Source organism: Terrimonas ferruginea DSM 30193, from assembly GCF_000425585.1.
GTDB lineage: Bacteria > Bacteroidota > Bacteroidia > Chitinophagales > Chitinophagaceae > Terrimonas > Terrimonas ferruginea.
On sequence record NZ_KE384402.1, the window covers coordinates 119802 to 145375 of the forward strand.

Genomic DNA, 25574 nt, shown 5'->3' on the forward strand with positions numbered 1-25574 from the left:
TGAAATTGCCCCCTGAAAATGAAGGAACGTGCGTCCATATTGATCGTTGAAGATGAGCTGATCACCGCTACCAGTATCCAGGAACTGCTGGAAGAAGAGGATTACCGGGTCACCGGCATCGCTTCCAGTGCCGCGGCCGCCTTGCGCTTGTGCAGCCAGGCCGAGCCGGTGCCCGCTGTTGTTGTCTGTGACATTACGATTAAAGGCGATGTGAATGGTACCGAACTGGCGGCACAACTCAAAAGTCTTTACGGCTGCGAGATTATTTTCCTCACTGCTTACACCGACAACCGCACCTTGCAGGACGCTTTCAGCAAAGATCCTGTAATGTACGTGGTAAAACCTTACAGCGATACGCAACTACTCGTGGCCGTGCAAATGGCTTTCTTCAAACTTTTCAATAAAGAAAAAAATACCAACCCCGGCCGGCTGGAACTGACCGAACGTGAAAAAGAAATTGCGGAAATGGTTGGTATGGGACTTTCGTCCAAACAGATAGGTCCCAAACTCGGGATCAGTATTGAAACGGTAAAAACCCACCGCCGCCGCATGCTGCAAAAAAATAACATCAGCAGCTTTCCCCATCTCATTTACCTGATGAACCAGGAGTCCTGATTGCTATCCGCAATCAGCAACCCTGTTTATAAAATCCGTTATTTTTTATCTACAAACTGTTGCAAAAATTCCGGGTACCATTTGTCGATTTTTTCATTTGGATGCGCTGAACGGATTTTGAAAAGATTTTCGGTAAATATTTTCATTTTCGGAAAACCTCTCTCTGTCATCACAGCAATAACATCATTTGTCACCTTATCCAATGTGGACGGGTCATAATGATCCTGGCAATAAAGCAGGAAAACACCAAAGGTCATATATTCATTAAATACCTTCACGGGATCAGGATAGGCAAATGTTCCGTCAGCTTCTTCATTCACCCATGTTTTTCGTTGAGCAAAAACCTGGTTGATAAGTTCCTTATTCGCTTGTGTGGGAGCATGCACATAATTGTGATCAATTTCGGTAAACATTACTCTTGTATTGAATAATTCGTTTTCAAGCGGAGTAAGGTTTGGAAAATTATCAACGGGAGGCAGGTTCATATGGATCAGCGTAAAGTTATTATTTGTGAATTGTCCTGTATAATTCAACCCGTTCACTAAAGGAGAACAAAAAATGATGTAGCTGTCTTTTTTAGTTTCAAAATTGTTTTCCAGCCATTTCCACTGCTTTCCGAGATTGGCTTTTTTATCATAGTCTGAAATAATTCCGGCATAAAACTGTTTGTGATCAGCATAGAACTTTTTGAACTTCGCTTTTTTTGCAAACGCTTCTATTTCCTTTTTATACCTGGTAATCGGATTTTCATCAATTTTCATATTAGCAACTCCCATAGCCGGAAAGTCAAAAACATCGCTTTTTATCAGCTTATTCCCCTTGAAATTGTAGGAAATGGCATTTCCCGTCAGAAAAATATAATTATATGGAGAGGCCACCATTAATGAATCGAAAGTTTTAATAATTTTTTCATTTTCATAAGGTTTAAAATGAGAACGTAAATCCTTGTAGTACTGTCCCTCCTGCTGAATCATATCGTCATTTTCCTTGCCTGAATTTGTGATGGCAATCATAATGTGAAGCAACTCTTTCACTTCATTGATTTCAACTTTGTATTTACCCTGATTTGCCTTTTTGAATTTCTCCGAAAAATTTACTTTTTCCTGTGCGGAGGAACCGAGTGAGATTAAAAACAATAAGATGGGGAGCAGGTGCTTCTTCATGGTGCTAATGCTATTATTATTTTTTCTGAATTGAATACACGTAACTAACAGGATTTAGGTCATCTTCCATATCAGCCTTATTTTTTCGCCGGCGAAAGTACAAAAAAGAAAAGGTTGCCGCCACAGGAAAAAATCCTGCAACAGTCAACCTTTCTTGAGAAACACCCCGTTGAGGTTCGTCCTTAACCCCAGGGATCGTTGCTAACGTTGGCTCTGAGTAGTTATCGCTTAATCAGTTTTTGTAACAATGTTCCGTTTGCGGTGTAGGCTTTGATGAAGTATACACCTGTGGCCATTCCGCCCAGTGAAAGGTTTTGTCCGTTGACCGGTTTATTCCATACACGTACCTGTTGCCCCGCAGCCGTATAGGCTTCGAGTCTTTCCACTTTTGTGGTTGTACGGAAGATGACCGTTTCTCCCGCAGGCACAGGCCCGAGAGAGAACGAAGCAGGCGCGCCGGCTTCTCTTATGCGTACTACATGACTGTAATAAGGCGCACCGTCAATACTTTTTACCAGCAACCGGTAATACCTTCCTGTGCGTGCATCAAAAGATGCATCGAGATAGTCGTATGCCATCACACCGAAGTTGGCACCCGGTTGCAATTGGTATACCGGTGCATACTGCACGCCATCGGCAGAGGCTTCCAGTACATATTCGCGTCCATCGCCCTGTTCCTGGGCCTGCCATTGCAACAATGCGCCGTTGCCAACCGCCTGACCTGTGAAGGAAAGCAACCGTACAGGCAGGGTCTGGTCGCATCCGGTAAGCAGGAACAAAGTATCGGGTGAAACGGGACTCAGACATTGTGTGCTGCTCAGTGGGCGCGATGCAGTGGAGTCACTGGTTCCGCCTGCCTGTCCCTGGTAGAAAAGCCGGCTTTGCTGTACCAGTGCCAGCGGCGTAACACCGATATCTGCGCAGTTATCACTGATCGTGATCCTGTATTGCAATTCATAGCTTGCACCGGCCGGAGCCACGTCCCCTCCTGTTCCGGCTGCGCTTCCCTGGCCCATGTAAGCCACAACTGTTCTGGTGGCTGCATTGTAACCCGCGCGGTCGTCATTCAACGCATCTGTTTGTGCGGCGCCATCTATACGCAATGAATTTTCAACGTATTTAAAGTAAGGAGGCAGCTTGTCTTCCGCACGTACGCCTTCCGCCACATCTGTTCCGGTATTACGCACGCGTGTAGTCAGCATTAATGTATCGCCTTTTACCAATGTTCCGCCACTCCGGGTATTCGTCAGGGTGTTCTCCATGATCATTTCCGGTTCGTAGGTATCGATCTCTGCCGTTACCACGCCTAAGACATAACCCTCCGAGGTTGTGCTGATACGGATCACCGTAGATTGATCATTGTTGCGCAGATACTGAAATCCCGCATTGTTCAATTTGAACAGATGGGCATCGTAACCGTATGTATTCTGGTGAGCGGGTATGCGTGAGGTAACGAGTGAGCCCGTGTCGGTGATGGAACTGTTCCAGGCATCGCGTGCACCACTGGTGGTAGCCGCACTTTCGCCTGCGGCGGTCTGATCGGCGAATACGCCGTCGCTGTTGCGGCGCATCTGGAATCCGTCGATGGCACCACGGTCACCGTCATATACGATCACCCCTAAACGTGCATTCACATCGCCTGTAGGAGGACAACTGAAACCGGATACACCGATATCCCTTGTGCTGGTAGAGGCCCCGCCACTTGTGCCTACAACGGCCATACCGTCGAACACGGTAAGGTTGCGCATCGGTTGCGTGGAATCGCGGTAGATGACGACCATCGTCCATCCGCCGTAGGCATTCACCATGGGTGTATTGCCTGCGTTAACCGTATCACATTTTACATTCGCCACTGTATAGTAACCGCTTCCGCCGCTGCGCACAAGATTGGTAACATCGGCATAAGACTGGTAGCCGTGAAAGACGGTATTAACCGTATCTACGTTATTGGCTGTAATGGTCTGATAAGCGCCGTTCGGCGTACGGAAGCGTACCGTGTTCCAGTTGCCGGGACTCATGGGTGCTGTGCCGTTGCTTCCCTGGCTGATAGCGATTCCCGCACCCCAGTAGAGGCCCGCAAAAGCCACGCCGCTGCAATCGGGCAATGTCAGTTGCGAACTGGAACTGTTGTACGTTGACGGATCTCCATCAATATCAATATTGGTTGGGTACTCGTTATCATTTTTACATAACACGCTGCCGGTCGGACATGCGGGTGGTGCCTGGTTATAGGCCACCGCCGACCCTCCGGAACGTTGCTTCGTTGTAATGATGTTGTTGGAAACGAATACCAGCCGCCCTTTAAGATCCGTACTGTAACGGGGAGTAAAAGGACGTAATTCCTGTGCGCCTGCACAAAGGTGCAGCCCCACCACGGCCGCGAGGACCAGGCATTTTTGCTTTGAGTTCATGTTAAGGCAATAGTATCTCTGCCGGCTATCAACCGTCAGAGAATGGTTTAGCAATAAATGTTTAGGGGGCTGAGAGAATGATGTCGCAAAACTAGGATAGTAATCTGTCAGGGATGTTCGTAATTTTTCAAAAAGGCCGTTCGAATTTTTTCGAATCAGGCGGGCATTTCAACGGGGAATAACAGGTGGAAACACGTACCAGTACCGGCTGTGGCAGTTACTGTCAACTTTACCTGAAGCAGGCGCGTCAATTCTTTTACCATCAGCAGTCCCAGCCCTGCCTGTTCGGAAGGCACTTCAGTGGAATGCGGATTATTTAACCAATGCTGGTAAGCCGGTTCCAGTCCGGGACCGGTATCACAGATACGAAGCCCATTTCGCTCCCCTTCTTTTACGGGTGAAATGATAATGGTCCCTTTGCGGGAAAACTTGACCGCATTGTCAATAATATTATGAAGGATTACTGCCAGCAGTTGTGCGTCGCCGGCAAAATAACTGTCGGCCGTAAGTTCATTGACCATCTGTGTTCCGCGTCCCTGGGCTATTTCCCGGAACACCTGTATCTTATCTTCTACCAGCTCATGCAGGCTAACACGTTCAGTATGCTGAATTTTTCCACTCACCTGGCTTTTGAGGTAACGCAACAGGTTATCGACCATGTGGTACATCCGCGAGCTGTTATCGCTTAATGTCCGCGCCTGTTGTATGAATAATACATTACCGTCCTTCTCCATATTCTCGTACATCTTTTTCGCGAGCAGCCATTGGTACTGCAAAGGTGTACGGATATCATGACTTACCGAACGGATGATCTTTTCCTGTATATCGTTGCGATGCGTAAGTTCACTCGTCTTGCGCTGAATACCTTCTGCCAGGAAGCGGTTGTGCCGTTTGATAAAACGCAAGCGAAGCCACATGAATAACCAGAACAATCCGCCTACCGCTGCTACGCATAAAAGATAAAACCAGGTTTGCTGAAACCATGCCGCCGCCACATGCAGATAAAGCACGCGCTCCGTGTAATTGTTTTGGCCGAATCCGTTCAACTTGCGGATATGCAAAGCATATTCACCTGAAGGCAAGGTAGAGAAGGATACCAGTCCGTCATCACCAAGCGGCAGCCACACCGGCACATCATTTCCGCGCACGAGCGCATAAAATACCTGCACATTACGGCGATTGCCGAAATACGAAGTACTGAGCTGAACCGACAAACGACCGAACTGGCGGGGCAGGTGAATATGTTGCGAGTCGCTTATTTTTCGCTGATCCAAAAGAATATGATCGATAAGAATAGTGCCGTCCGGCAACAGCGGCTGAATTTTTTCCGGATGAAAAAGCACCAGGCCATTCAGAGAGGGAAGGGAAAAATAACCGTTTTCCAATTGAAGTCCGCAGGGCTCACATCCACCATTGAACTCATTGGTAAGAAAGCCTGATCTTTTATCATAATAAAAATAATACACTTCTTCCTGTTTGCCTTCGGCATAACGCAACAGATCGGCTTTGGCTATCTGGAAAAGTCCTTTGTTGGTGGTAATCCAGAAATAACCTTTTTTATCTTCCAGGATGCAGTGTGATGCGGTCAGAAAGCTGCCACGGTCCAACGGAAAGTTGGTGAGTTTACCGGTCTCATATAAAAAGAAGCCCCGCTCATAAGTCGTGATCCAGAGCCGGTTGTTTTCAGCATAAAGACTCCGGATGTACTGCCCGTTTAACCCGGTGACCGAGTCGCGGCGTTTGTCTTTGAAATAATAACGCATCAATCCCTTGCCTGTTCCCAGCCAAAGAAAATCAGGTGATGTCTGCAACAGGTAACTTAATCCCGATAGGTTATTTATAACTTTTTCCGGTTGCTGGTCCTGTTTGTAACGGGATAAACTGAAAAGCCCGTCGCCATCTGTAGCTATCCACAAAGTGCTGTCCTGTCCCCAGTAAAGTACTTTAACATCCGCTTTGAATTCCCATTTTTGCTCGAACGTTCCATCGTTTTTCCTGAACCGGTAGAGCCGGTTTTGCTGCTTAACCCAGATAAGCCCCCGCGTGTCACCAAGAATGCTGTAGAAATCTGTTTGCATAAATTTCTTGATGAAAGGCACAACCCCTGGTGGCGATGAGAGACTGAGCAGATTTCCCTGTGCCGTTAAAATAGTTTTGTCGTCATAGGCCATCTGTCCATAATAAACATCATCGTATTGACCTGCCGTAAGCGTGACGAACGGTTGCGCCGCATAGACATGTAAACCCTTGGTGTCATTTCCCAGGAAAAGCCGTTGCATTTTCTCATCGTAGAACGCCGTATAGTTAATGTTGCGTTCGAGTTCTATGCCCGAAAGAATAAACCGGCTTTGCAATCGTCCCTCTCCTTTTTGCTCAAGCTGATAAAAGGAACCGTTGATATAACAGAGAACAAAACCGGGAGAAAAAAGATTCCAGAATAAGCGGACGGGTTCATTGCCTTTTAGAAAAGCCGGGTTGCGGGGCAGGTCACCTTCCAGCCGGCAGTCGGTGATTTGACCATTTTTGCCAAAGGAAGAGAATTTCTTCAGTGCATTATCAAAATAGAAAAGATCGCTGCCGATGACAAAAAAACTCCAGAGATCTTTGGCGTTGAAGGGTGTGCGTTGTTGCAAAGAAGCTGAACGGTAACGTAATACTTCTTTGGCTGAACAATGAAAAAACTGATCATCGTCTGTGGAAATGATGACGTGATCCGGCATGATGAAATGATCGGCCTTGTTGGGAAGACCGGTAGAATAGTTGACGGAAGCTTCGCCGGCAAAGGAGGGGTGGATTTTAGTCCATTGTCTTTCCGGCGTCAATGCCTGCGTGTCGGTATATGCGCGGCCGTCTTTTATCCGCACAATTTCATTCATGTCATTGAATGCATAGATCGAATGCCGGTCGGGGCCGCGGAAAAAATAGACAAACCGGTTGGAGGATATGGCGATATCGGCTTTGCCAATGCGCACAAAACGTTCTCCATCGAAACGGACTAATCCGTCTTCGGTGGTCATCCATATATATCCGTAGGTATCTTTTGCGATAGCCTTGACGCTATTCTGCGGCAGGCCATGTTCATCCGTATAATGGTTACGAAAAAAACGCAAGGTATCTGCGGCCTGCAAAGGCTGCATACACAGCAGGAGAAATACAACCGCAGATGACAGAAATAATCTCATAGCATACCGGCAACCTCAGGATGATTTGCGTTTGTTCCTGGCTTCAATCTTTATGTTCTTCCGTACCTGGTCCCAATAATCTTTGCCGTAGCTCACCAATATTTCGGCACCGGCAGGAATGTCTTTTTCCGCTTTGATGTATACGCGTCCTTTAGACTTTTCGTAAACGCTGTTGTTGGAGATACCTTTCACACGGCTGAGTCCGGCGGCATCGTTGGCATAGCGGGCCAACGCATCTTTATGCGGCGCAGCATCGATCACATGTCTGCTGTTATAGAAATAAATGTATCCGTTGTCGGCATCGTCTTCCACCTCTTTCCAGGTGGTCACCGTACCTGTGTATTCAACGATGCGTGTTCCTTTCGGAATAAATACGCGGGTGAATAACCCTTTGCCGGAATCGGGCAATGATGATTTCTTTACGAGCAATTCTTCTTTGGTGAGTAAACTCATTCTTTAAATTGTTTTTCCAGTTCTTCGGCGATGGCCTGTAATAATTCAACGGGTACGTTACCGTTATGCGGCACGATAGCGCGGTAATTTCGTTCTTCATCCGGCTCAAACATTACGTCTGTTTGCGCCACCCATACGGCAATATGATAACTGAAACCGCGAACCCTTAACTCGGCAGCATAGTCCGAAGCGGTGCCCCGGTATGTAACGGTAAGGATAAAATCGTCCGCCATAGTTCGCAAATATAGCCGACATGGGCCTTTGCCGCAATAAAAATCCCTTCCGTCATTGTATTGTCATTAAAGAAGCGACCGGCTGCTTATAATAACTTATCGGGCGTTACCGGTAACTCGCGGATGCGTTTGCCCGTAGCGTGGTAGATGGCATTGGTAACGGAGGCTGCATAACCAATCAGCGCAATCTCCCCCATTCCCTTTGCTCCCATCGGATTGATATACGGATCTGGTTTGTTGATGAAAATAGTATCGATATCCGGCACATCGGCATTTACGGGAATGTGATAATCGGCAAAATTGTTATTGACCATTCTTCCGAAGCGGTGATCAAAAACGGCTTCTTCCATCAAAGCCATTCCTATACCGCCGATGGCCCCGCCGACCATCTGGCTGCGGGCCGTCTTTTCACTTACGATCTTTCCGGCATCGGCTACCGTAACGATCTGTTTGATACGGACAACACCCGTACGGGCATGTACCCACAAGCGCGTAAAGTGTACGGAAAAAGAATAGAACGCATACTTCTGCCGCTCCTCACCACTCTTCGAATCACGGGTAAGATCGATTGCGGATTGCCCCATATTTTTTAACAGGTCGCTGAAGGATATGGATTCAGCACCATTGCCGATGCGTCCTTTCTCAAACAACCATTCCTGTTGTGGTTGTTTTGAAAAACCGGCTTTGCCTTCGTTCATCGCCAGGATGAGTTTTTCTTTCACCGCTGTACATACATCATGCACGGCTGCGCCGACCCCGGAGTTGGTACCGGACCCGCCCTGTGTTGGAGCCGGTGGCAAACGCGAATCGCCTAATTCAAACCGGACCTTATCATAGGGAAGCCCTAATACATCGGCGGCAATTTTTACCATGGCCGTGCCCGTACCCGGACCGATATCACTGGCCGCACTTTGCACAAGTAGTGAGCCATCTGCTGCAAGCACCGCTCTGGCAGTTGCCGCAGGACGGTGTGCACCGAATACGCCGCTGCTCATACCGTAACCTTCGAGCCACTCCCCGTTTTTCATCGAACGGGGCTGACGGTTTCTTTTATACCACCCGATTTTTTCTGCCCCCTGATCATAACAATCCATCAGGAACTTGCTCGAATAAGGTAACCCGCTTTCAGGATCAGTGTAAGCATAATTTTTCTTACGCAGATCCAGCGCATCCATGTCCAGTTTATAGGCCAGTTCATCGAGGGCCGACTCCAAAGCAAATGCGCCCGTGGCCTCACCGGGCCCCCGCATCCAGGTTGGTACGCTCACATCCAGCGGCACGAGGCGGTAACGCGTATCGACGTTTGCGCAACTGTACATGAACTGCGTCATGCGCACAACACCTTCGGTAAACTCTTCATAAGAAGCTGTGGCAGCAGTAGCGTCGTGACTGATACCGGTGAGTATACCATCGCGGGTAGCGCCGATACCCACCTGCTGAATGGTATGCGGACGATAACCGACCAGTGTAAACATCTGGCTTCTCGAAAGCATCAGCTTCAATGGCTGTCCAACCTTGCGTGCACCCATCACCGCCGCCACTTCATACGGCCAGGTACGCAAAGCCATACCAAAACCGCCACCGACAAACGGTGCCACCACGCGCACATTATCCTGTGGCACACCGAACAACTGTGCATACGAACGCTGCGATGCTTTTACTCCTTGTGTTTTATCGTAAACGGTCAACTGATCGCCATTCCATACCGCGGTGATACTGCCGAGTTCCATCGGGTTGTGTACTTCATGCGGAATAACATAGTCCTCCTCGATCCATACGGCCGCTTTTTTATAGGCGTTTTTTTCACCGCGGCTGTATTCGCTTTTACCCCGGCGCGGCGCGGCGGCTTTGGACAACTGTGTAGAAAGATCGGTTGACGATTCTGTTGTTTTGTACGCAACTTTTACCAGTGAAGCGGCGTGTTGGGCGCGTTCGAAGGTGTCGGCTATCACGAGCGCAACAGGTTGGCCGGCAAAATAGATTGCAGGGCTGGACATCAGTTTCATACCCGCGGGCCCGCTATCGCCCTCACCTGTATAACCGGGAATAGCCGGGCGGTTGAGGTGCGTAATAACGGCGAGTACGCCGGCGGCGTTCTCTGCTTCTTTGGTAGCAATGGCAGTAATGTTGCCTCGCGCTATGGAGCTGCCGACAAGCACGCCATAACATAATTTCTCCAACGGATATTCACCGGCATACAAGGCCTGACCGGTTACTTTCTGTTTACCATCGACCCGGTCAATTGGTCCTTCTGTTTCAAAAAAATAATTTCCCATCGGTCATGTTTTAGGAGGAGGCCGTTTCGAGTGCCTGTATAATTGCCTGTGGCAGTAGTTTCAATTTGAAATTATTCTGTCCGTATCCTTTCGCTCCCTGTGTGGCGATCGATGCTGCTTTTTGAAAAGTCTCAACCGATGCCGGTTGACCGGTCAATGCTTTTTCAACATTGAGCAGGCGCCACGGTTTATGCGCTACTCCACCTGCGGCAATGCGCGCATCGCTGATGCGGTTGTTCTCGATCGACAGAGCAACTGCTACCGACACCAAGGCAAAGGCATAGGAAGAGCGGTCGCGGATCTTGAGATAAAAAGAATGCTGCTGAAATTTATTAGAAGGAATTTCTACAGCGGTGATGAGTTCACCTGCCTTCAATTGGTTATCGGTTTGCGGTGTATCACCGGGCAGGCGATGAAAATCACCAAAAGGAATACGGCGTTCACCTTTATTACTGCGCACAACGGCTGTTGCATTCAACGCAACGAGTGCCACGCACATATCGCTTGGATGCACGGCAATGCATTTATCCGACGCACCGAAAATGGCGTGCATACGATTATAGCCGCCGAGAGCGCCGCATCCCGAACCGGCTTGTCGTTTATTGCAGGGCATGGTGGTATCATAAAAATAAGTGCAGCGCGTACGTTGCAGCATATTGCCGCCCACTGTTGCCATGTTGCGTAACTGCGGCGAAGCACCTGCGTGCAGTGCCTGGCTCAGCAATGGAAAATCGCTGCGGATCATTTCGTTGATGGCAACGGCGCTGTTGGTGGCCAGTGCACCGATGGAAATACCGGAAGATGTCCGTTCAATATTTTTAAGTGGCAGGTTATTGATATCGATCAGCCGCGGCGGGCTGGTAACACCACGTTTCATCAGATCCACGAGATTGGTACCACCGGCAATAAAGGCGGCCCGTGGTTCACGTTTGATGGCGTCGAGTGTTGCATTGACGGAAGCAGTGCGGAGGTAATCGAAATTGATCATAGATTGTTCCCTCCTTTTTTTGTTTCAAGAATAGCGTCCACGATATGCGGGTAGGCACCGCAGCGGCAAAGGTTGCCGCTCATGAATTCGCGTATCTCGTCGGCTGATCCGGCATGTCCTTCGTTGATGCAGGCTACGCCACTCATGATCTGCCCGGGTGTGCAGTATCCGCATTGAAAAGCATCATGTTTGATAAAAGCTTCCTGCAGCGGATGCAGTTCATCTCCTTTCGCCAGCCCTTCGATGGTGGTGATCTTTTGTCCCTCGTTCATCACGGCGAGGCTGAGGCAGGAATTGATGCGACGGCCGTTGACATGCACGGTGCATGCACCGCATTGGCCCTGATCGCAACCTTTCTTGGTACCGGTAAGACCGATTTGTTCGCGGAGGAGATCGAGCAATGTGGTGCGGGGTTCTACCTGGAGCTGGTGGAGTTTGCCATTGACCTCAAGTTTAAGTGGCATTTTTTCAAAAAAACCGGCGATGGTTTCATCGGCTCTTTCGCCGGCAGCCCGGGTGACCACGGAAGGAGTAAGGGATACGGCTACTGCCGCGCCGGACCATTTCAAAAAGTCGCGGCGTGAAGCTCCTTTGCCCTGCTCGTCGGAGGTTGGTAAAGTTTTGCTCATAGAAGTCAAGATTGTGAATGGTCATTCCGAAGCCTCGGGAGTGAATCGTCAATCGTCAATAAACAGCTATTCAACCATTGACTTATTCACTGATTTGCTTTGCCTCTCTAAATATAACGAATCATAAGAGCAAATCAGCGGGTTTTGGATATTGACTTTGCTACTTTGCGCCCTTGCGTGAGATCGACGCTGTTGCTTTGTAAAGAAACGCAGCCCAGGATGAAAGCCCCATTCACGATCACCCGGCGCGGTTCGCGCCCTTCGAGGACCTCAGGGAGCGAACCAGGAGAAATTTTGACTTTTGAATTTTGACTTAAAAAAAAAGCAGGCTGGCTAGACAACCACCTGCGTTTGGTCTTCGTTGACCGTTCACATGAGAAACTATTAAAAAGCGTTATGGCATTACTTTAGTATAACGGTTGAAATGTCAGATCGTTACGAATCGAACGAAATAAAGATATCATCCGTGTTTGCGCACAATTTGTTAAGGCTGACCCAACCGTGAATTTTGCGGACCGGCTGCACAATACGGTTACCGGAAACGAAAAGGAGCCGGAAAAACCGGCTCCTTTTACAGATAGATTATAAGAAGGATCTCAACGAGGTCCGATATAAATCAGGGTGTCAGCGAATACACGATCGGTTGGTACTGCTCCGAAATAATATTTCAGGTAGATCACCGGCGTGCTGCCACTTTCGTCGTAACGGCTGTTGGCGCCGGGTACGGGAGTGAACGGCAAGGCGGTTCCACCGGTATAATTATTAACAGCAGTAACCTGATCAGAAGAACCAAACACTACTTCAGGTGCTACGTTAGTAAATCCGCCAGGAGAGCCTGCATTGCTGAATGGCTGAAAAAAGCCATCGGCAAAAGGCCAGTACATCGCAACGGAGCTTGGTCCTGTAGTGATCATTTCTACTTCTTCATCGAAAGCGCCGGTATAGGCAGGTGTAGGGCTGTAGGTAAAATACCCTTTGAGCCGGTACACACCGTCATACTTGTTCTTTACAGCAACCCGTACTACGATGGTAGGTTTGATACCGCTGATTTCTGCGCCGTTGATCGAAGAGATGGCGAGGCCGATGGCCCAGCTACCCTGTGCGATCTGTGAAGGGCGAAGTTTCACACGCAGCATCAGCTTACGCTGATCGGGAGTGAGCGTTACTTCATTACCCGGCACCAGTGCATAGTTTGCAGGAGACATTGCCTGCAGGCTCGTACCGTTCGCATCATTGTAATCATATACCACACCCGGCATGTCGACGAGTTTCACTGTGGCATTAGAAGTGATGTAAGAACGTGTCATGAAACGCAGCTCGGCCAGATCGATTTCCACGATCTGATCGCTGTATTCCATGTTTACGTTTCTGCCTGCCGCGCCGTCGGTAAATTCTACTACGGGACGCTTGGTATTCTCATTGATGTCGCCGAATACGTCATCCTTTTTACAGGAATAAAATACGACGGCAGTCAGTGCTGCAAGACCCAGCAGGGATTTACTTAAACTTAATTTCATGTTGGTCTTGTTGGAGGTTTAGTCGGTTTAATTAGTAGCCGGGATTCTGATCAATGTTGTCATTGGCAAGAATCTCAGACTGCGGAATCGGGAACGCCCATGCACGGTTGGTAGAAGCCAGTGTACAGAACGTTGCGCAGTTTTGTGTACGGTTGATCACACGGGCAGTACGCTTGATGTCGAAGAAGCGGTGTCCTTCGGCAACCAGTTCCTTGCGACGTTCTGTCTGGATAGCCGTTTGCAGCGCAGTGCCTGTCTCGGCGCCTACAGCAGCACCGCGTATTGCGCGAAGTGCATTCAGGTCGGCGAGTGCAGGTACATCCAGGCCGCCTTTACGGGCATAGGCCTCGGCGCGGATCAGGTACATTTCGGCTGTACGGAACAGTTTGATATCCACTACACCGTCGGGGTTACCGGCAGCGGTAGATTTTGCCCAGTATTTACCCAATACGGTACGGCCTGTTCTTACACGGAAGTAAGCAGGACCGCGAACGTCAGAGCCACTGTAAAGGCTGGTCAGCGCAGTTACAGGCAGCCATGAAGCACGGTCAGCAGAAACGTCATAGATTTCGCGGCCCAGGGCTGCGTTACCTGCGAACATTTTAAATGACCAGATCAGCTCGGCTGAGGTAGCATCTTCCCAGATTTGGGGGAACTGAGCTGCAGTAGCCAGCGGACGTGCATTGATAGCCAGCGTAGAGTACTTGATAGCACTGTCGAGCTGATTAGCATAGATGTATACACGTGCGAGCATGGCGTTCACCACCAGGCTGTCGATGTAGGCGCGGTTAGTTGCGGTAACAGCACTGGTAGACTGAATAGAACGGTCAGTATTGGACAACATGGTTTTGGCTGCTTTCAGATCAGCCTCGATCTTGTCGTATGTCTGCTTAACGGTTCCGCGTGCAGGCATCTGCTCGATATCGAATACCTCTACATAAGGAATACCCAGGGAGGTAGCGTTACGGTCATAGTCATTAGCCCACCAGCGAAGCAGTTCGAAGTGCATGAAAGCACGGAGTGCTCTTGCCTGTCCTTCGATACGGTTTACTTTGGTTGCATCAGTCGCGCGGTATTTGTCAATGCCGCGGGTTACCAGGTTGGTCTGACGGATAACCTGGTAAGCACCTTGCCAGGCGGCTTCGGTTACAGTGTTATCAGCCGTATAGTTCCAGCGGAACAACGTGTTGAGGTTACCGAGGTTTTGAGAACCGCCGTAGAAGTTATCCGCGGCGATATCCGGACCAGACAGCCATACGCTACCGCCGTTAACACCCGCATAAAGGGCGTTGTTGCGCATAGCAGCATAAGCTCCGGTCATGATGCGGTCATGGTCATCGACAGAGGTGAGTTCATCGCCGCCGATTGTATGGGTGGGATCAAGCTCCACCGACTTTTTACAGGAGGTGAACAAAGCACCTGCTGCAATAAAAAGCGCTGTATATAAAATCGTCTTTTTCATGTTCATTTTTTTCTTGTTGTTAGCGTTAGATTAGAGCCCGATGCTTGCACCAATAGTCACAGCTTTCAGTGCAGGGTATACTGCACCTGTGAGTACGCCTGAGCTGACTTCAGGGTCGTAGCCCAGGAATTTGGTCCAGGTAACGAGGTTCTGACCTTGTGCAAATACACGCAGGTTGCTGATCTTCCATCTGCCGAGTACGGTTTTGGGAAGAGTATAGCTCAGCATTACGTTGCGGAGGCGGATGTAGTCACCTTTTTCAACGAAACGTGTAGTGTTCTCGAAGAAATCGTTGAAGGAAGATGGGATATCAGTGATATCGCCTGGTTGTTGCCACTCACGCAGCAGAGCACGGTGCAGGTTAGACGTGTAGTACTGAGGGTTCTCGATGTCTACGCGGGCCTGGTTGTAGATCTTATAGCCATAAGTATAAACAAACTGGGCAGACAGGGAGATTCCTTTATAAGCTACATCAGCACCAAAGCCACCGAATCCTTTAGGATCGAAAGAACCTACGATTACTGCATCGTTAGGATCGTATTGGTTGGTGATGGTTTTGCCATCAGCCTGATAGTAGAGTGCATCGCCATTGTCAGGATCAACACCTGCATAACGTACGAGGTAGATGCTGTTGGCACGCTCACCTACACGGTTGATAGAGATACCATCGATGATCTCGTTGTTGCCATCCAGTTCGAGTACTTTAGAACGGTTGGTAGTCCAGTTACCGTTTACATTAACATTCCAGTCTTTGTTCTGGAACACTGTGTAAGCAGCAGAAAGTTCGATACCAGCGTTACGCAGGCGACCCATATTGGTCAGGATGCTTGAAACACCATTGGTAGAAGACAACTGGCGGTTCAGGTACAGACCTTTTGTTTCGCTGCTGTAGATTTCGAAGCCGATGGTCAGTGCATTTTTCAGCAGGGTGAAGTCAACACCTGCGTTAAGTGTGGTACGTGTTTCCCAGCTAAGCTGATCCTTTCTGAGGTTGCTGATAGCCAGACCACCGATACCATTGTAGGTAACAGAGCTGAATTGCTCAATCGCTTCGTAAGCGCCACCGATATCTGCGTTACCCGCAGAACCGTAGCTCGCTTTTACTTTGATGTTATCGAAGATGTTCTGGTTAGCCATGAATTCTTCTGAAGTCAGTGCCCAGCCCAGACCGATACCACCATAGTTTACGAATTTCTTGCCTTCCGCCAGACGGGAGCTTCCGTCGCGACGACCGGTAACGTTCACGAAATATTTGTTCTTGTAATCGTAGTTACCGATAAAGAAGTAAGACAGGATCGCATCGTTAACCTGGTTGCCGTTAACCGTAGGGATAAAGCTGTTGGTAGGCGTACCGGGTGTGATGCCCGCAGCGTTCTTGAATGGTCCTACAAGACCGAAACCTGTGTAACCGGCAGATGTGGCACGGCGGTTAACGATCTCATGGAACAGACCTGCACCAAAAGTGTGGTCGCCAGACTTACGCTCGTAGTTCACAGAAGAAGTACCGGTGAAACGGAATGTGCGGGCAGTAGCGAACTGAAACGCGCCGTTACGTCCTGGTACAACTGTATTTGACTGCGTATTGCGGTCGGTATAGATGTCGTTCTGTGTGTCGGTAAAGTCGATACCCCATTGTGTACGAACGCTCAGACCTTTAACGGCAGCGATCTTGTAATCGAGACTTATTGCACCAACACCTTTGATCTGACGGCGTGTGTTATAGTTGCGCAGCAGGTCAGGCAGCGGGCTGTAGTTACCACCCGGGTCAGCCAGCTGAAGCGAACCGTCAGCAGCATAAGGAGTAAAGTAAGGCAGGATCCAACGGTAAGCATTCAGTGGTGTATTTACCACGTTATCGTTTTCAGGAGTACCTGATCTCTTAGAATAACCAAGTGTTGTAGACAAACCGATTTTCAGGTTGCCTGCAGTGTGGTCGAGGTTCATGCGACCTGTATAACGTTTCAGACCGGTTGTTCTTACCAGACCTTGCTGATCGAAAATAGAACCGGAGAGGAAGAAACGCGTTTTGTCATTACCGCCGGTAGCACTCAGCACGTGCTGCTGGGTAACTGATTTGCGGAAAACCAGGTCTTGCCAGTCGGGATTTACGTTGGCAAGGCTGTCAGCCTCGGCTTGTGTCCAACCGAAGGGGTTCACACCATCCGGACGGTCATAATTCAGTTCATAATCCAGTTTCTCACGGCTGTTCATCAGTTTCAGCTTGCTTTCGGGCATTTGCTGCACACCATATTGATAGTCGTAGTTTATAACGGTTTTAGCGTTGCGGCCACGTTTGGTGGTAACAACGATCACGCCGTTCGCACCACGGGAACCGTACTGTGAAGTAGAAACCGCGTCTTTCAGCACGTTGTAGGTTTCGATATCGGTAGGGTTGATGCTGGAAAAGTCATTGGCTGTCACCTGGATACCGTCAACGATATACAGAGGTTGCGTGCCTCCCAGTACAGAACCTTTACCACGGATGGTAACGCTGGAAGCAGAACCAGGCTGACCGCTCTGAGACTGGATCAGCAGGCCGGGAGCCTTACCCTGGAGCAATTGCTCGAGAGAAGCGATAGGCTGGAGATTAACCTCAGCTCCGGCAACTTTAGCAGTTGAACCAGTATATGTTCTTTTGTTTTGTACAGTGTAACCGGTGATAACCACCTCACGGAGATCATTTGCTTCAGCTTCTTTCAGTTGAACGTTGAATTGACCGCTGGCAACGGAAACCTCCTGGTTGGTATAACCAACGATGGAGAAAACCAGGGTAGCATTGGCGGGAACGGAAATCGAATACCGGCCATCAGCGCCGGTTGTTGTGCCAGTACGGGTACCTTTAACAGATACGCTTACACCCGGAAGGGGCGCGTCGCTCGCATCTGTCACGATACCTGACACCTGTGTCTGTGCCCAGAGAAAAACAGGCAACATCAGTGCAAAGAATACTAGTGCTTTTTTCATGTAAATGAATTTTGGTTTGTTACTGTCTTAAGCAGTATATATGTGAATACAAAAGGGACATGGGGTGAGATAAGCAGTTTGATGAAGACAATCCGGTTATCCATGTTGCTTCACTGGCAAGTCTTATTTTACGTCAGACATGAATAAGAAATACCGAGACGTGATTACAACAGGTTGAGTTAAATTGTTTTGGAAAGCAGTCGACCGTTGGTTTTTGCACATCATTGCTATGATTCATGTCATGGACCGGGGATAAAACCGGCGGGCGGCAATTTCTTCATATACTTTTAACATAACTTTTTTGTTTTACCGAGTCATGAAAATACAAAACTTAAACATGAAATAACGGATTCGTGTCTCAAATATCTTAATTTTGCTCGTCAAACCTTCAAAATCAGCTTTCTGCGGAACCCGGCCGGCTTCCATGCAGCGTTTTCCGGTCAGAAGGGATCAGAGGGAGGACACTACACACCTCCGACTACCGGCGTAACCGGGCTGTTGTCCCTTTTACCACTTGTAATGAAATACGCCCATGAAAAAAAATTTGTACTTGCTTAACAAGGCATGCAAATAGTTTTATGGCGGATTTCCGTTTTAAATTTTTAATCGCGCGGGACTGACCATTCCGCGGACAAAGCCGCAAAAAACCAAACCAAACCTGGAATCCATGATCAAGGACTTCCTTCTGAAACTGATTTTCATTCCACTGCTGGGAATAGTACTGCCCCTTACGGCCGGTATTATCAGCTATGCCTATTATACAACCTTCGAACTCATTGCGGCTCATTGCTTTTTCATCCTGACCTCCTTCGTTATATGGGCCGGCTGCCTCTGGCTGCACAGCAAACTACGCGTGCTGTATACCGAACAACACAAACCTGCCTATAAACTGCTGACCGTCTGCGCCGTTTCCGCGCTTTATGCGGCCTGCGTAGGCGGACTGTCGGTCATCGGCTGGATGAACCTCTCGTACGAAACGTTCAGCTGGACACCCATCTATAATTTTGTGGCCGTTTGCGTCTTCGTGGTCATTCTCTTCACCCTCGCCTACGAAATCCTTTTCCTCAACAAGGAGCGAGAACTCGACAGCAAAATCGTGCAGATCATGGACCAGGAACGTTCACAGGCCACCTTGCAGGCGCTGCGCAGCGAACTCGATCCGCATTTTATCTTCAATTCCCTGAACACCCTCAATTACCTGATCGCGCACGACGCGCCCCAGGCACTGCTGTTCAACAACCGCCTGGCGCAGGTTTATAAATACATTCTCGTGAACCGGAACAAGGAACTTGTGCCCCTCACCGACGAAATCGAATTCATCGACAACTATTTCTTCCTGCTGCAGATCCGCCATGAAAACAAACTCGCCATGGTAAAAGACATGCAGGTGGACACCGATAGCTTCTTCATTCCACCCTGTGCCCTGCAACTGCTGGTAGAAAACTCCATTAAACACAACGATTTTTCTGAAGAACATCCGCTGGAGATCAATATCACCATCAGCGGGCTGTTGCTCAAAGTGCGTAATTCCAGTTCGCCCAGGAAATATAAATCCTACTCCACGGGGGTGGGACTAAAAAATCTGCGGTCGCGGTATCGCATTATCTGTCATAAGAACATACAGGTAGAACAAACAAGTGATCACTTTATCGTCACACTCCCTCTCATTACTCAAAACCAGATAGCATGTTAAACACGATTATTATTGAAGATGAAAAAGCAGCTCAGGAAAACCTGGTGGAAGCGCTCGCAGCTGTAGCCGACGATGTACGCGTTACGGCCCGGCTGGGCAGCGTAGCGGAAGGCGTTGATTATTTCACCAAACGCCATGAGGTAGATCTCATCTTCAGCGATGTGCAACTGACAGACGGCTTGTCCTTTGAAATTTTTAACGCCTGTAATATCCGCACTCCCGCCATTTTTATAACCGGCTACGATGAATTTATGCTCGACGCATTCGAATCAAACGGCATCGATTATTTATTGAAACCCGTGCAGCAGGAAGATATCCGCAAAGCGCTGGTGAAATACCGGATGCTGGAAAAACATTTTACCAATCAACATTCGCTTAACCACTTATTGCAACATATCGGCGCTCCGAAGAAACAGCGCCTGATTGTAAAGAAAGGCGTCGAGAATATTGCACTCAAACTGGAAGACATTGCGCTTTTCTATACAGAGAACAAAATTGTTTATGTAATAGACCGCTGGGGAAAAAAATACATTGCCGACCGCAATCTCTCCGAACTGGAATTAGAACTCGACCGCGGTATTTTCTTCCGCGCCAACCGGCAATATATCATCAATATCAACTTTGTCCGCGGATTTAAAACGTATGAGAAAGTGAAATTGCTGATCGATCTTACCCTACCCGAGCTTAATCATTTTATTATTGTGAGCCAGGAAATGGCGCCGCAGTTCCGCGAGTGGATGTATAATGCATGAGAAAAATGTGAAAATGTGGAAATATGAAAATGTGAAAATGAAACAGCCGGGGCAACAAGGTTTGAGAATGACTTTGCTTCTTTACTCCTTAGGCGTCTTTGCGTGAACAACACGCGCTTTTCACGCAGAGACGCAAAGAAATTAAGACGCTGTTATTCACGATTGACGATTGACGATTGACCATTCACTATTCACTATTCACCATTCACTCACACCACCAGCAAACTACATCCCCGCAGATCGCTGTTATCGAGCCGGCCCAGCACTTCAAAACTTCCGTCGGGATAAATTCGTCCGGCATCATCGGTGGCAATAAATGCGCAGGAATACAAATTGGCCAGATCAATGACATTGATAGCTCCGCTGACTGCTTTGTTTCCCCGGAACCGGACCGCCAGCGGATCTTCTTCTTCCCGCACGGCCACCTGCATCCACGGAGGACAATTAAATAACCCTTTTCCAGTGGAATAAGCCTGCGACAATAATTCGGTCATGCCGTATTCTGCATGCACCGACGACAGGCCAAATGCCTGTTGCAATTTTTCGTGTACCGCAGGCCTTATCAATTCTTCCCTCCTGCCTTTCATTCCTCCCGTTTCCAGGATCACGGTATGCTTTAACGGTTGCGGATATTGTTCGGCAAAGTCCAGCAGTGCAAACGTTACCCCGATCAACCACACTTTTTGTCCGGCCGCTTCCAGCTCTTTCAGCAGTGCTGCCAGCCGGTCGTATTCGTATAAATAAAATCCGCTCGCCGGATGGACGCTTTGTTGAATCAGGCGGTCAACCATGTATACCAGCGACGAATGCTGACGTTCAAGATAAGCCGGTAATAAGCCGATGATACACCATTCGCGGGGATTGGCGTAGAATTGTCCGAACGCTTTATTGAAACTGGCTTCGTAGATAGCGGCGTCCTTTACCAGGTGACGGCTGTTGATCATACCTGTTGTGCCGCTGCTCTCAAATACTAAAGCGGGTTCAAACTGCGTTGTTATCACCGGTTGTGTTTTGAAGAAACGGATGGGCAGGAACGGGATCTGTTCCGGTTGCGTAACCTGCGCAGGTTTTACTTTCAACGCATCCGTATAATCGCGGTAAAGACTGTTTTGGCTGTATTGATAGTGAAATAACTCCAGTGCAAGTTCAGCCTGATCAGCGGTGCCTGCATTAAAAATTTTTTCTATCCATGCTTGTGTAGTCATCAGCCTGTTTATGGGAAAAAGAAGTATATTTGTTTACCTACAATGTTTAATATGAAAACATTATCCCTGTTTTATATTCTCTCGCTCAGTTTTGTACTGGTTGCGTGCAGCAAAGATAAGTTTGAGACTACTCCCCGCATTGAGATCAAAGGATATAATTCAAGGGAAATACCCGAGCCGCCTCCCGGTTTCGACACCGAACTCGTGGTTACACTCAACTTTTTCGACAAGCAGGGTGATATCGGGGAAGGCACGTTGTATGCAGAACGTAAACGTTTGAACACGATTGGCCAGCCGCAGCCGGGCAATGGCCGCCCCGATTCCTATACACAGCCGATCCCCGCTTTTACCAACAAAGACCAGGGAGAAATTATCTTCCGTCTGCGTTATGATGACCTGAAGGACAACCTGCTTGTACAGGACACGATACAATTCCGTTTCGCCGTTACGGATCGCGCAAATAATACCAGCGATACCATCACCACAGAGCAAATTGTCATTTTACGTTAGTAAACCCGGCCTGTTATTGTGCTGAGACGGCTACTTTACTTTCTTGTTTACAGCAACCTGTTTATTGCCGCCTGCGCCGTGCTGATGGCATGGGAAACCTGCAGGAGACTACACACGGATATTCCCATCGGGTCGCTAGCGGGCTTTCTCTTTTTTTCCACCTTGCTCAGTTATAGTTTTCACTGGTACCTTACACCTGCTTATACCGGCAATTCATCGAGGGTGCGGTGGTTGCAGCATTTCCGTCCCGTGCACCTGGCGCTTTTTGTGGCGGGCATGGCCGGAACGATTTATTTTTTTGTACCGCTGGCAGCTTATTGGTTCTGGATGTTGGGCGGCGCCCTGGCCACATTCCTCTATTCGGCACCCAAACTCCCCTATCGTTTCTTTGCATGGCTGCGCACCATCGCCATTGGCAAAACATTATTCCTCGCATTCATGTGGACCTATGCCACGGCGATATTGCCCGTCATGCTTTCTGATGAACCAGCCCCGCCGGGATGGCTTTGGTTTATATTGAGCCGTTTTTTTCTGTTGTATCCGATCTGTATCCTGTTTGACATACGCGACAGGGACTATGATAAAAAAACAGGCATCCGCAGCCTGATCACAATCCTGAGCGTAAAACAGGCCGGTTATATCTTTTGGGGGTCTTTACTGGCAAATGTGATATGCATACTGATATTGGCAGGTAGTGTTACAGGATGGTCATCTGTCTTCTCCCTGTTATTACCGCCGGTGCTGACAGCCTGTCTCTATGACTACGCAAAGCGTCACGTTTCTGACTTATTGTATTACCTTATATTAGATGGATGCATGGCGTTATCTGCCATTCTATACCTTTCCGCAGGTATATGAAGTTATTTTCAGCGCAATTATGGCTGTTACCAAAATTTTAAGGTTTCTCCCGGGTGATTAGCATAGAAATTGTAACAATGATTGTTTGCGCAATAAATCAGATATGCACGTGAATTTTTCGAAGATCGTTCATTTTACCCGTCTTGTTAAGACTGGAGGTCGCCTCCGGGAGTTCAACTTCCGTAAATTGAAGGCTGAAGGAGAAGAGTTGTTTAATGTGGACACGGTAGACGACCGGGGTAACCGGATCCTGTTCCGGATGCACAAACGCGACGGAAGCTGGAGCGTTTCTTCCGAGCAGCCCCTTCCTCAATGGATTGCAGACAATGTATCACTTCTCGGCGATGAGCTGGATCAGGGTGTAATAAACAACTGATTTTTTGCTTTACCGCTGGTGTGTTAATTTGCAGGTTTACTTACAACTATGCGTCGATTATCCATCATTCTCGTACTGCTTGCAGCACTTTCCGCCTGCTCAACTTCCCGTCAAACCGGCACCGGATCAACCGGCACTGCCAACCTGGTGGCAGATGGCAAAATATGGTCATCTTTTTTCCAGCAGTCAGCCGGTGAATACCGTGCGCTTTGTCTGCAGGCGTTCAATATCGCGCGCCTGCGATTGGATGAAGCATTAAAAGCCCCACACAGCAAACCATTGGCCATCGTTACCGATATCGATGAAACCTTTCTCGATAACAGCCCTTATGCTGTTGATCAGGCGTTTAAAGGAAAAGACTACGACGCCGCTTCCTGGAATGCCTGGACCACCCGCGGAATAGCCGACACGCTTACCGGCGGACTCGCCTTTTTCAATTATGCCGCCTCGAAAGGTGTGGAAGTCTATTATATCACCAACCGGCATGAGCGCGAACGCGAAGGCACACTCCGTAATCTTCAGCATTTCTCCTTTCCCTACGCCGATAACAAACACCTGATCCTGCGTCAGAATGTTTCAAGCAAAGAAGGCCGCCGCAACCAGGTGGCTGCCACACACGAGATTGTGTTGCTGCTCGGCGATAACCTTTCCGATTTCAACGCTTTATTCGATAAAAAATCTGTTGCCGAACGCAACGCGTCGGTACAGCAACTGGCAGATTATTTTGGCAAACGCTATATCGTATTGCCCAACACCAACTATGGTGGCTGGGAAGATGCCGTTTACGGCAACCGGTATGACCTGACTCCTGCGCAGAAAGACTCTGCCATCCGTTCGGTACTCAAACGTCCCTAAGACTTTTCTAAAATTGTTACCTTTAGCGACACTATGACCAAACTCTCCGTCAACATCAATAAAATTGCCACGCTGCGCAATTCGCGGGGAGGAAACAATCCCGATCTGCTGAAAGTAACGCGTGATATCCAGCTCTTCGGCGCCGATGGAGTGACCGTACATCCACGACCCGATGAACGGCATATCCGTTACCAGGATGTGCGGGATATCCGCCCACTCATTACGACCGAGTTCAATATTGAAGGCAACTGCACCGAACAGAAATTTGTAGACCTGGTGCTGGAAGTAAAACCCGATCAGGTAACGCTTGTTCCGGATGCCCTGGGGCAACTGACCTCCGATCACGGATGGGACACAATCAAGCATAAACAATACCTGCGCGATATTATAAGTGTATTCAGGAAAGCCGGCATCCGTGTCAGCATTTTTGTAGACCCCGTGATCGAGATGGTGGAAGGCGCCGCAGAAACAGGTACCGACCGCATTGAATTGTACACGGAAGGATATGCACGTCAATTTGCCGCGGGTGAAGAAGACGCCGCGGTGGCGCCTTATACCTTAGCTGCCGCAAGAGCGGTGGAGCTCGGCCTGGGATTGAATGCCGGGCATGACCTCGACATGCACAACCTCGCCTTTTTCAATCAGCGTGTACAGGGATTGGCCGAAGTAAGTATCGGGCACGCGCTGATCTGCGACGCTTTGTATTTAGGATTGGAAAATACGATCCAGTTGTATAAACGCCAGTTGACGCTGGTTTAATATAGCTGCTGAAGCAGTAGAAATATCACTCTTTAAACCAATGATATGAATACCGCCCTCCGCTTTTTGCTGTTTGTGCTTTTTGTATTGCTGTATTTTTCGCTGCTGACCTGACAAAATGTTAAAGCCTCCGGCGCCGGGCCACTTCTGCCCCGCTGTATTCGTCTGTTATAAAAAAAGCCGATGAAACATCTTCTACCCTTATTTTTCCTGATTGGTTTTGCAGCAACTGCCCATGCCCAGAAGGTAGAAAGCATTCATTTTCATTTGTACACCGACAGCCTGAAAAAGGGTACACATAATTATATTAATGTCGACGGTAAACTCTCCAATGGCCGCTGGCTACCGCTGACGGCAAAAGATATCCGCTTCACCACGGATTACGGTCGTTTTGAAGGCAACGAGCTCGTGCTTCCCGAAAATACCACCGTGGCCTTCGTCACCGTCAGGGCCGAGCTGATCAGCGATCCCAGTCTCCGCCTCGAACAAAAAATCTGGATCAAGACCATTCCCAATCCGGATGTGCTACCGTCCAAAGAAGATGTGCTGCCGAAGAAGAGGTGAAAGGGAGAAGGTATAAGGCCCGACACTTCGGGCCGAAGCTTCGGCCTAAGGTGGAAGGCATAGGATTGTAGTTCCAAACTTCTGACTTTTGAATGTTGATTTATTCATT

21 protein-coding genes are annotated in these 25574 nt (G+C 48.6%); 9 read left to right on the top strand and 12 right to left on the bottom strand.

Going from position 1 to position 25574, the window contains the following annotated elements:
* Positions 1 to 18 precede the first annotated feature (18 nt).
* Positions 19 to 615: a DNA-binding response regulator gene (locus tag H608_RS23920; protein ID WP_051268528.1), complete on the top strand. Its 597-nt coding sequence runs from the start codon at positions 19 to 21 to the stop codon at positions 613 to 615.
* Positions 616 to 653: 38 nt separating this feature from the next.
* On the opposite strand, the gene H608_RS0119720 is transcribed toward H608_RS23920, so the two are convergent.
* The 11 genes from H608_RS0119720 to H608_RS0119770 form a co-directional block, all read right to left on the bottom strand.
* The gene (locus H608_RS0119720) at positions 654 to 1778 is read right to left on the bottom strand and encodes a DUF4932 domain-containing protein (RefSeq protein ID WP_028789196.1); all 1125 of its coding nucleotides are present in this window, start codon (positions 1776 to 1778) and stop codon (positions 654 to 656) included.
* A gap of 221 nt (positions 1779 to 1999) precedes the next feature.
* Positions 2000 to 4189, bottom strand: a complete 2190-nt coding sequence (locus H608_RS0119725; RefSeq protein ID WP_028789197.1) for a T9SS type A sorting domain-containing protein — start codon at positions 4187 to 4189, stop codon at positions 2000 to 2002.
* A 155-nt stretch (positions 4190 to 4344) separates the two neighbouring features.
* A complete protein-coding gene (locus H608_RS0119730) occupies positions 4345 to 7371 on the bottom strand; it encodes a sensor histidine kinase (RefSeq protein WP_081658962.1) in 3027 nt (1008 codons plus the stop codon).
* Positions 7372 to 7386: 15 nt separating this feature from the next.
* Positions 7387 to 7824, bottom strand: a complete 438-nt coding sequence (locus H608_RS0119735; protein WP_028789199.1) for an SET domain-containing protein — start codon at positions 7822 to 7824, stop codon at positions 7387 to 7389.
* Positions 7821 to 8057, bottom strand: a complete 237-nt coding sequence (locus H608_RS0119740) for a hypothetical protein (RefSeq protein WP_028789200.1) — start codon at positions 8055 to 8057, stop codon at positions 7821 to 7823. The genes H608_RS0119735 and H608_RS0119740 overlap by 4 nt, the downstream gene beginning before the upstream one ends.
* 86 nt (positions 8058 to 8143) lie before the next feature.
* Positions 8144 to 10333, bottom strand: a complete 2190-nt coding sequence (locus H608_RS0119745; RefSeq protein WP_028789201.1) for a xanthine dehydrogenase family protein molybdopterin-binding subunit — start codon at positions 10331 to 10333, stop codon at positions 8144 to 8146.
* A 10-nt stretch (positions 10334 to 10343) separates the two neighbouring features.
* Positions 10344 to 11321 (bottom strand): FAD binding domain-containing protein, encoded by a 978-nt coding sequence (locus H608_RS0119750; RefSeq protein WP_028789202.1) that lies wholly within the window; start codon positions 11319 to 11321, stop codon positions 10344 to 10346.
* Positions 11318 to 11950 carry a (2Fe-2S)-binding protein gene (locus H608_RS0119755; protein ID WP_028789203.1) on the bottom strand — a complete coding sequence of 211 codons (633 nt, stop codon included), beginning with the start codon at positions 11948 to 11950 and terminating at the stop codon, positions 11318 to 11320. Before H608_RS0119755 ends, H608_RS0119750 begins: the two co-directional genes overlap by 4 nt.
* 596 nt (positions 11951 to 12546) lie before the next feature.
* Entirely contained in the window at positions 12547 to 13467 is a 921-nt protein-coding gene (locus tag H608_RS0119760) for a DUF1735 domain-containing protein (RefSeq protein WP_028789204.1), read from the bottom strand.
* Between the two features lie 31 nt (positions 13468 to 13498).
* Positions 13499 to 14929, bottom strand: a complete 1431-nt coding sequence (locus tag H608_RS23125; RefSeq protein WP_162142910.1) for a RagB/SusD family nutrient uptake outer membrane protein — start codon at positions 14927 to 14929, stop codon at positions 13499 to 13501.
* A gap of 30 nt (positions 14930 to 14959) precedes the next feature.
* Positions 14960 to 17893, bottom strand: a complete 2934-nt coding sequence (locus H608_RS0119770) for a SusC/RagA family TonB-linked outer membrane protein (RefSeq protein ID WP_028789205.1) — start codon at positions 17891 to 17893, stop codon at positions 14960 to 14962.
* Positions 17894 to 18560: 667 nt separating this feature from the next.
* Between H608_RS0119770 and H608_RS23925 the strand changes: the two genes are divergently transcribed.
* Together H608_RS23925 and H608_RS0119780 are read left to right on the top strand one after the other, a co-directional pair.
* On the top strand, positions 18561 to 19586 hold the full coding sequence (locus H608_RS23925; protein WP_051268532.1) for a sensor histidine kinase: 1026 nt from the start codon (positions 18561 to 18563) through the stop codon (positions 19584 to 19586).
* Entirely contained in the window at positions 19580 to 20338 is a 759-nt protein-coding gene (locus H608_RS0119780; protein WP_028789206.1) for a LytR/AlgR family response regulator transcription factor, read from the top strand. Before H608_RS23925 ends, H608_RS0119780 begins: the two co-directional genes overlap by 7 nt.
* Positions 20339 to 20547: 209 nt before the next feature.
* Here H608_RS0119780 and H608_RS0119785 read toward each other — a convergent pair whose 3' ends face one another.
* Entirely contained in the window at positions 20548 to 21543 is a 996-nt protein-coding gene (locus H608_RS0119785; protein WP_051268534.1) for a long-chain-fatty-acid--protein ligase, read from the bottom strand.
* 51 nt (positions 21544 to 21594) lie between these two features.
* Between H608_RS0119785 and H608_RS0119790 the strand changes: the two genes are divergently transcribed.
* The 6 genes from H608_RS0119790 (at position 21595) to H608_RS24695 (ending at position 25465) form a co-directional block, all read left to right on the top strand.
* Positions 21595 to 22053 (top strand): hypothetical protein, encoded by a 459-nt coding sequence (locus tag H608_RS0119790; protein WP_028789208.1) that lies wholly within the window; start codon positions 21595 to 21597, stop codon positions 22051 to 22053.
* 18 nt (positions 22054 to 22071) lie between these two features.
* Positions 22072 to 22911: a UbiA prenyltransferase family protein gene (locus H608_RS0119795; protein WP_155990271.1), complete on the top strand. Its 840-nt coding sequence runs from the start codon at positions 22072 to 22074 to the stop codon at positions 22909 to 22911.
* Positions 22912 to 23014: 103 nt separating this feature from the next.
* Positions 23015 to 23287, top strand: coding sequence for a hypothetical protein (locus H608_RS0119800; protein ID WP_028789210.1), 273 nt, complete (start codon positions 23015 to 23017; stop codon positions 23285 to 23287).
* Between the two features lie 48 nt (positions 23288 to 23335).
* Positions 23336 to 24142, top strand: a complete 807-nt coding sequence (locus H608_RS0119805) for a 5'-nucleotidase, lipoprotein e(P4) family (protein ID WP_028789211.1) — start codon at positions 23336 to 23338, stop codon at positions 24140 to 24142.
* Between the two features lie 33 nt (positions 24143 to 24175).
* A complete protein-coding gene (locus H608_RS0119810; RefSeq protein ID WP_028789212.1) occupies positions 24176 to 24901 on the top strand; it encodes a pyridoxine 5'-phosphate synthase in 726 nt (241 codons plus the stop codon).
* 183 nt (positions 24902 to 25084) lie between these two features.
* Positions 25085 to 25465, top strand: coding sequence for a hypothetical protein (locus H608_RS24695; protein WP_051268536.1), 381 nt, complete (start codon positions 25085 to 25087; stop codon positions 25463 to 25465).
* The last annotated feature ends 109 nt before the right edge of the window (positions 25466 to 25574 follow it).

Excerpts from the sequence above, each read along its gene's own strand:
- H608_RS0119730 (WP_081658962.1), bottom strand. The coding sequence starts at position 7,371 with ATGAGATTATTTCTGTCATCTGCGGTTGTATTTCTCCTGCTGTGTATG.
- H608_RS23125 (WP_162142910.1), bottom strand. The coding sequence starts at position 14,929 with ATGAAAAAGACGATTTTATATACAGCGCTTTTTATTGCAGCAGGTGCT.
- H608_RS0119780 (WP_028789206.1), top strand. The coding sequence starts at position 19,580 with ATGTTAAACACGATTATTATTGAAGATGAAAAAGCAGCTCAGGAAAAC.
- H608_RS0119805 (WP_028789211.1), top strand. The coding sequence starts at position 23,336 with ATGCGTCGATTATCCATCATTCTCGTACTGCTTGCAGCACTTTCCGCC.
- H608_RS0119790 (WP_028789208.1), top strand. The coding sequence starts at position 21,595 with ATGAAAACATTATCCCTGTTTTATATTCTCTCGCTCAGTTTTGTACTG.
- H608_RS0119810 (WP_028789212.1), top strand. The coding sequence starts at position 24,176 with ATGACCAAACTCTCCGTCAACATCAATAAAATTGCCACGCTGCGCAAT.
- H608_RS0119760 (WP_028789204.1), bottom strand. The coding sequence starts at position 13,467 with ATGAAATTAAGTTTAAGTAAATCCCTGCTGGGTCTTGCAGCACTGACT.
- H608_RS0119740 (WP_028789200.1), bottom strand. The coding sequence starts at position 8,057 with ATGGCGGACGATTTTATCCTTACCGTTACATACCGGGGCACCGCTTCG.
- H608_RS0119735 (WP_028789199.1), bottom strand. The coding sequence starts at position 7,824 with ATGAGTTTACTCACCAAAGAAGAATTGCTCGTAAAGAAATCATCATTG.
- H608_RS0119725 (WP_028789197.1), bottom strand. The coding sequence starts at position 4,189 with ATGAACTCAAAGCAAAAATGCCTGGTCCTCGCGGCCGTGGTGGGGCTG.
- H608_RS0119755 (WP_028789203.1), bottom strand. The coding sequence starts at position 11,950 with ATGAGCAAAACTTTACCAACCTCCGACGAGCAGGGCAAAGGAGCTTCA.
- H608_RS0119745 (WP_028789201.1), bottom strand. The coding sequence starts at position 10,333 with ATGGGAAATTATTTTTTTGAAACAGAAGGACCAATTGACCGGGTCGAT.
- H608_RS23920 (WP_051268528.1), top strand. The coding sequence starts at position 19 with ATGAAGGAACGTGCGTCCATATTGATCGTTGAAGATGAGCTGATCACC.
- H608_RS24695 (WP_051268536.1), top strand. The coding sequence starts at position 25,085 with ATGAAACATCTTCTACCCTTATTTTTCCTGATTGGTTTTGCAGCAACT.
- H608_RS0119770 (WP_028789205.1), bottom strand. The coding sequence starts at position 17,893 with ATGAAAAAAGCACTAGTATTCTTTGCACTGATGTTGCCTGTTTTTCTC.
- H608_RS0119720 (WP_028789196.1), bottom strand. The coding sequence starts at position 1,778 with ATGAAGAAGCACCTGCTCCCCATCTTATTGTTTTTAATCTCACTCGGT.
- H608_RS0119785 (WP_051268534.1), bottom strand. The coding sequence starts at position 21,543 with ATGACTACACAAGCATGGATAGAAAAAATTTTTAATGCAGGCACCGCT.
- H608_RS0119800 (WP_028789210.1), top strand. The coding sequence starts at position 23,015 with ATGCACGTGAATTTTTCGAAGATCGTTCATTTTACCCGTCTTGTTAAG.
- H608_RS0119750 (WP_028789202.1), bottom strand. The coding sequence starts at position 11,321 with ATGATCAATTTCGATTACCTCCGCACTGCTTCCGTCAATGCAACACTC.
- H608_RS23925 (WP_051268532.1), top strand. The coding sequence starts at position 18,561 with ATGATCAAGGACTTCCTTCTGAAACTGATTTTCATTCCACTGCTGGGA.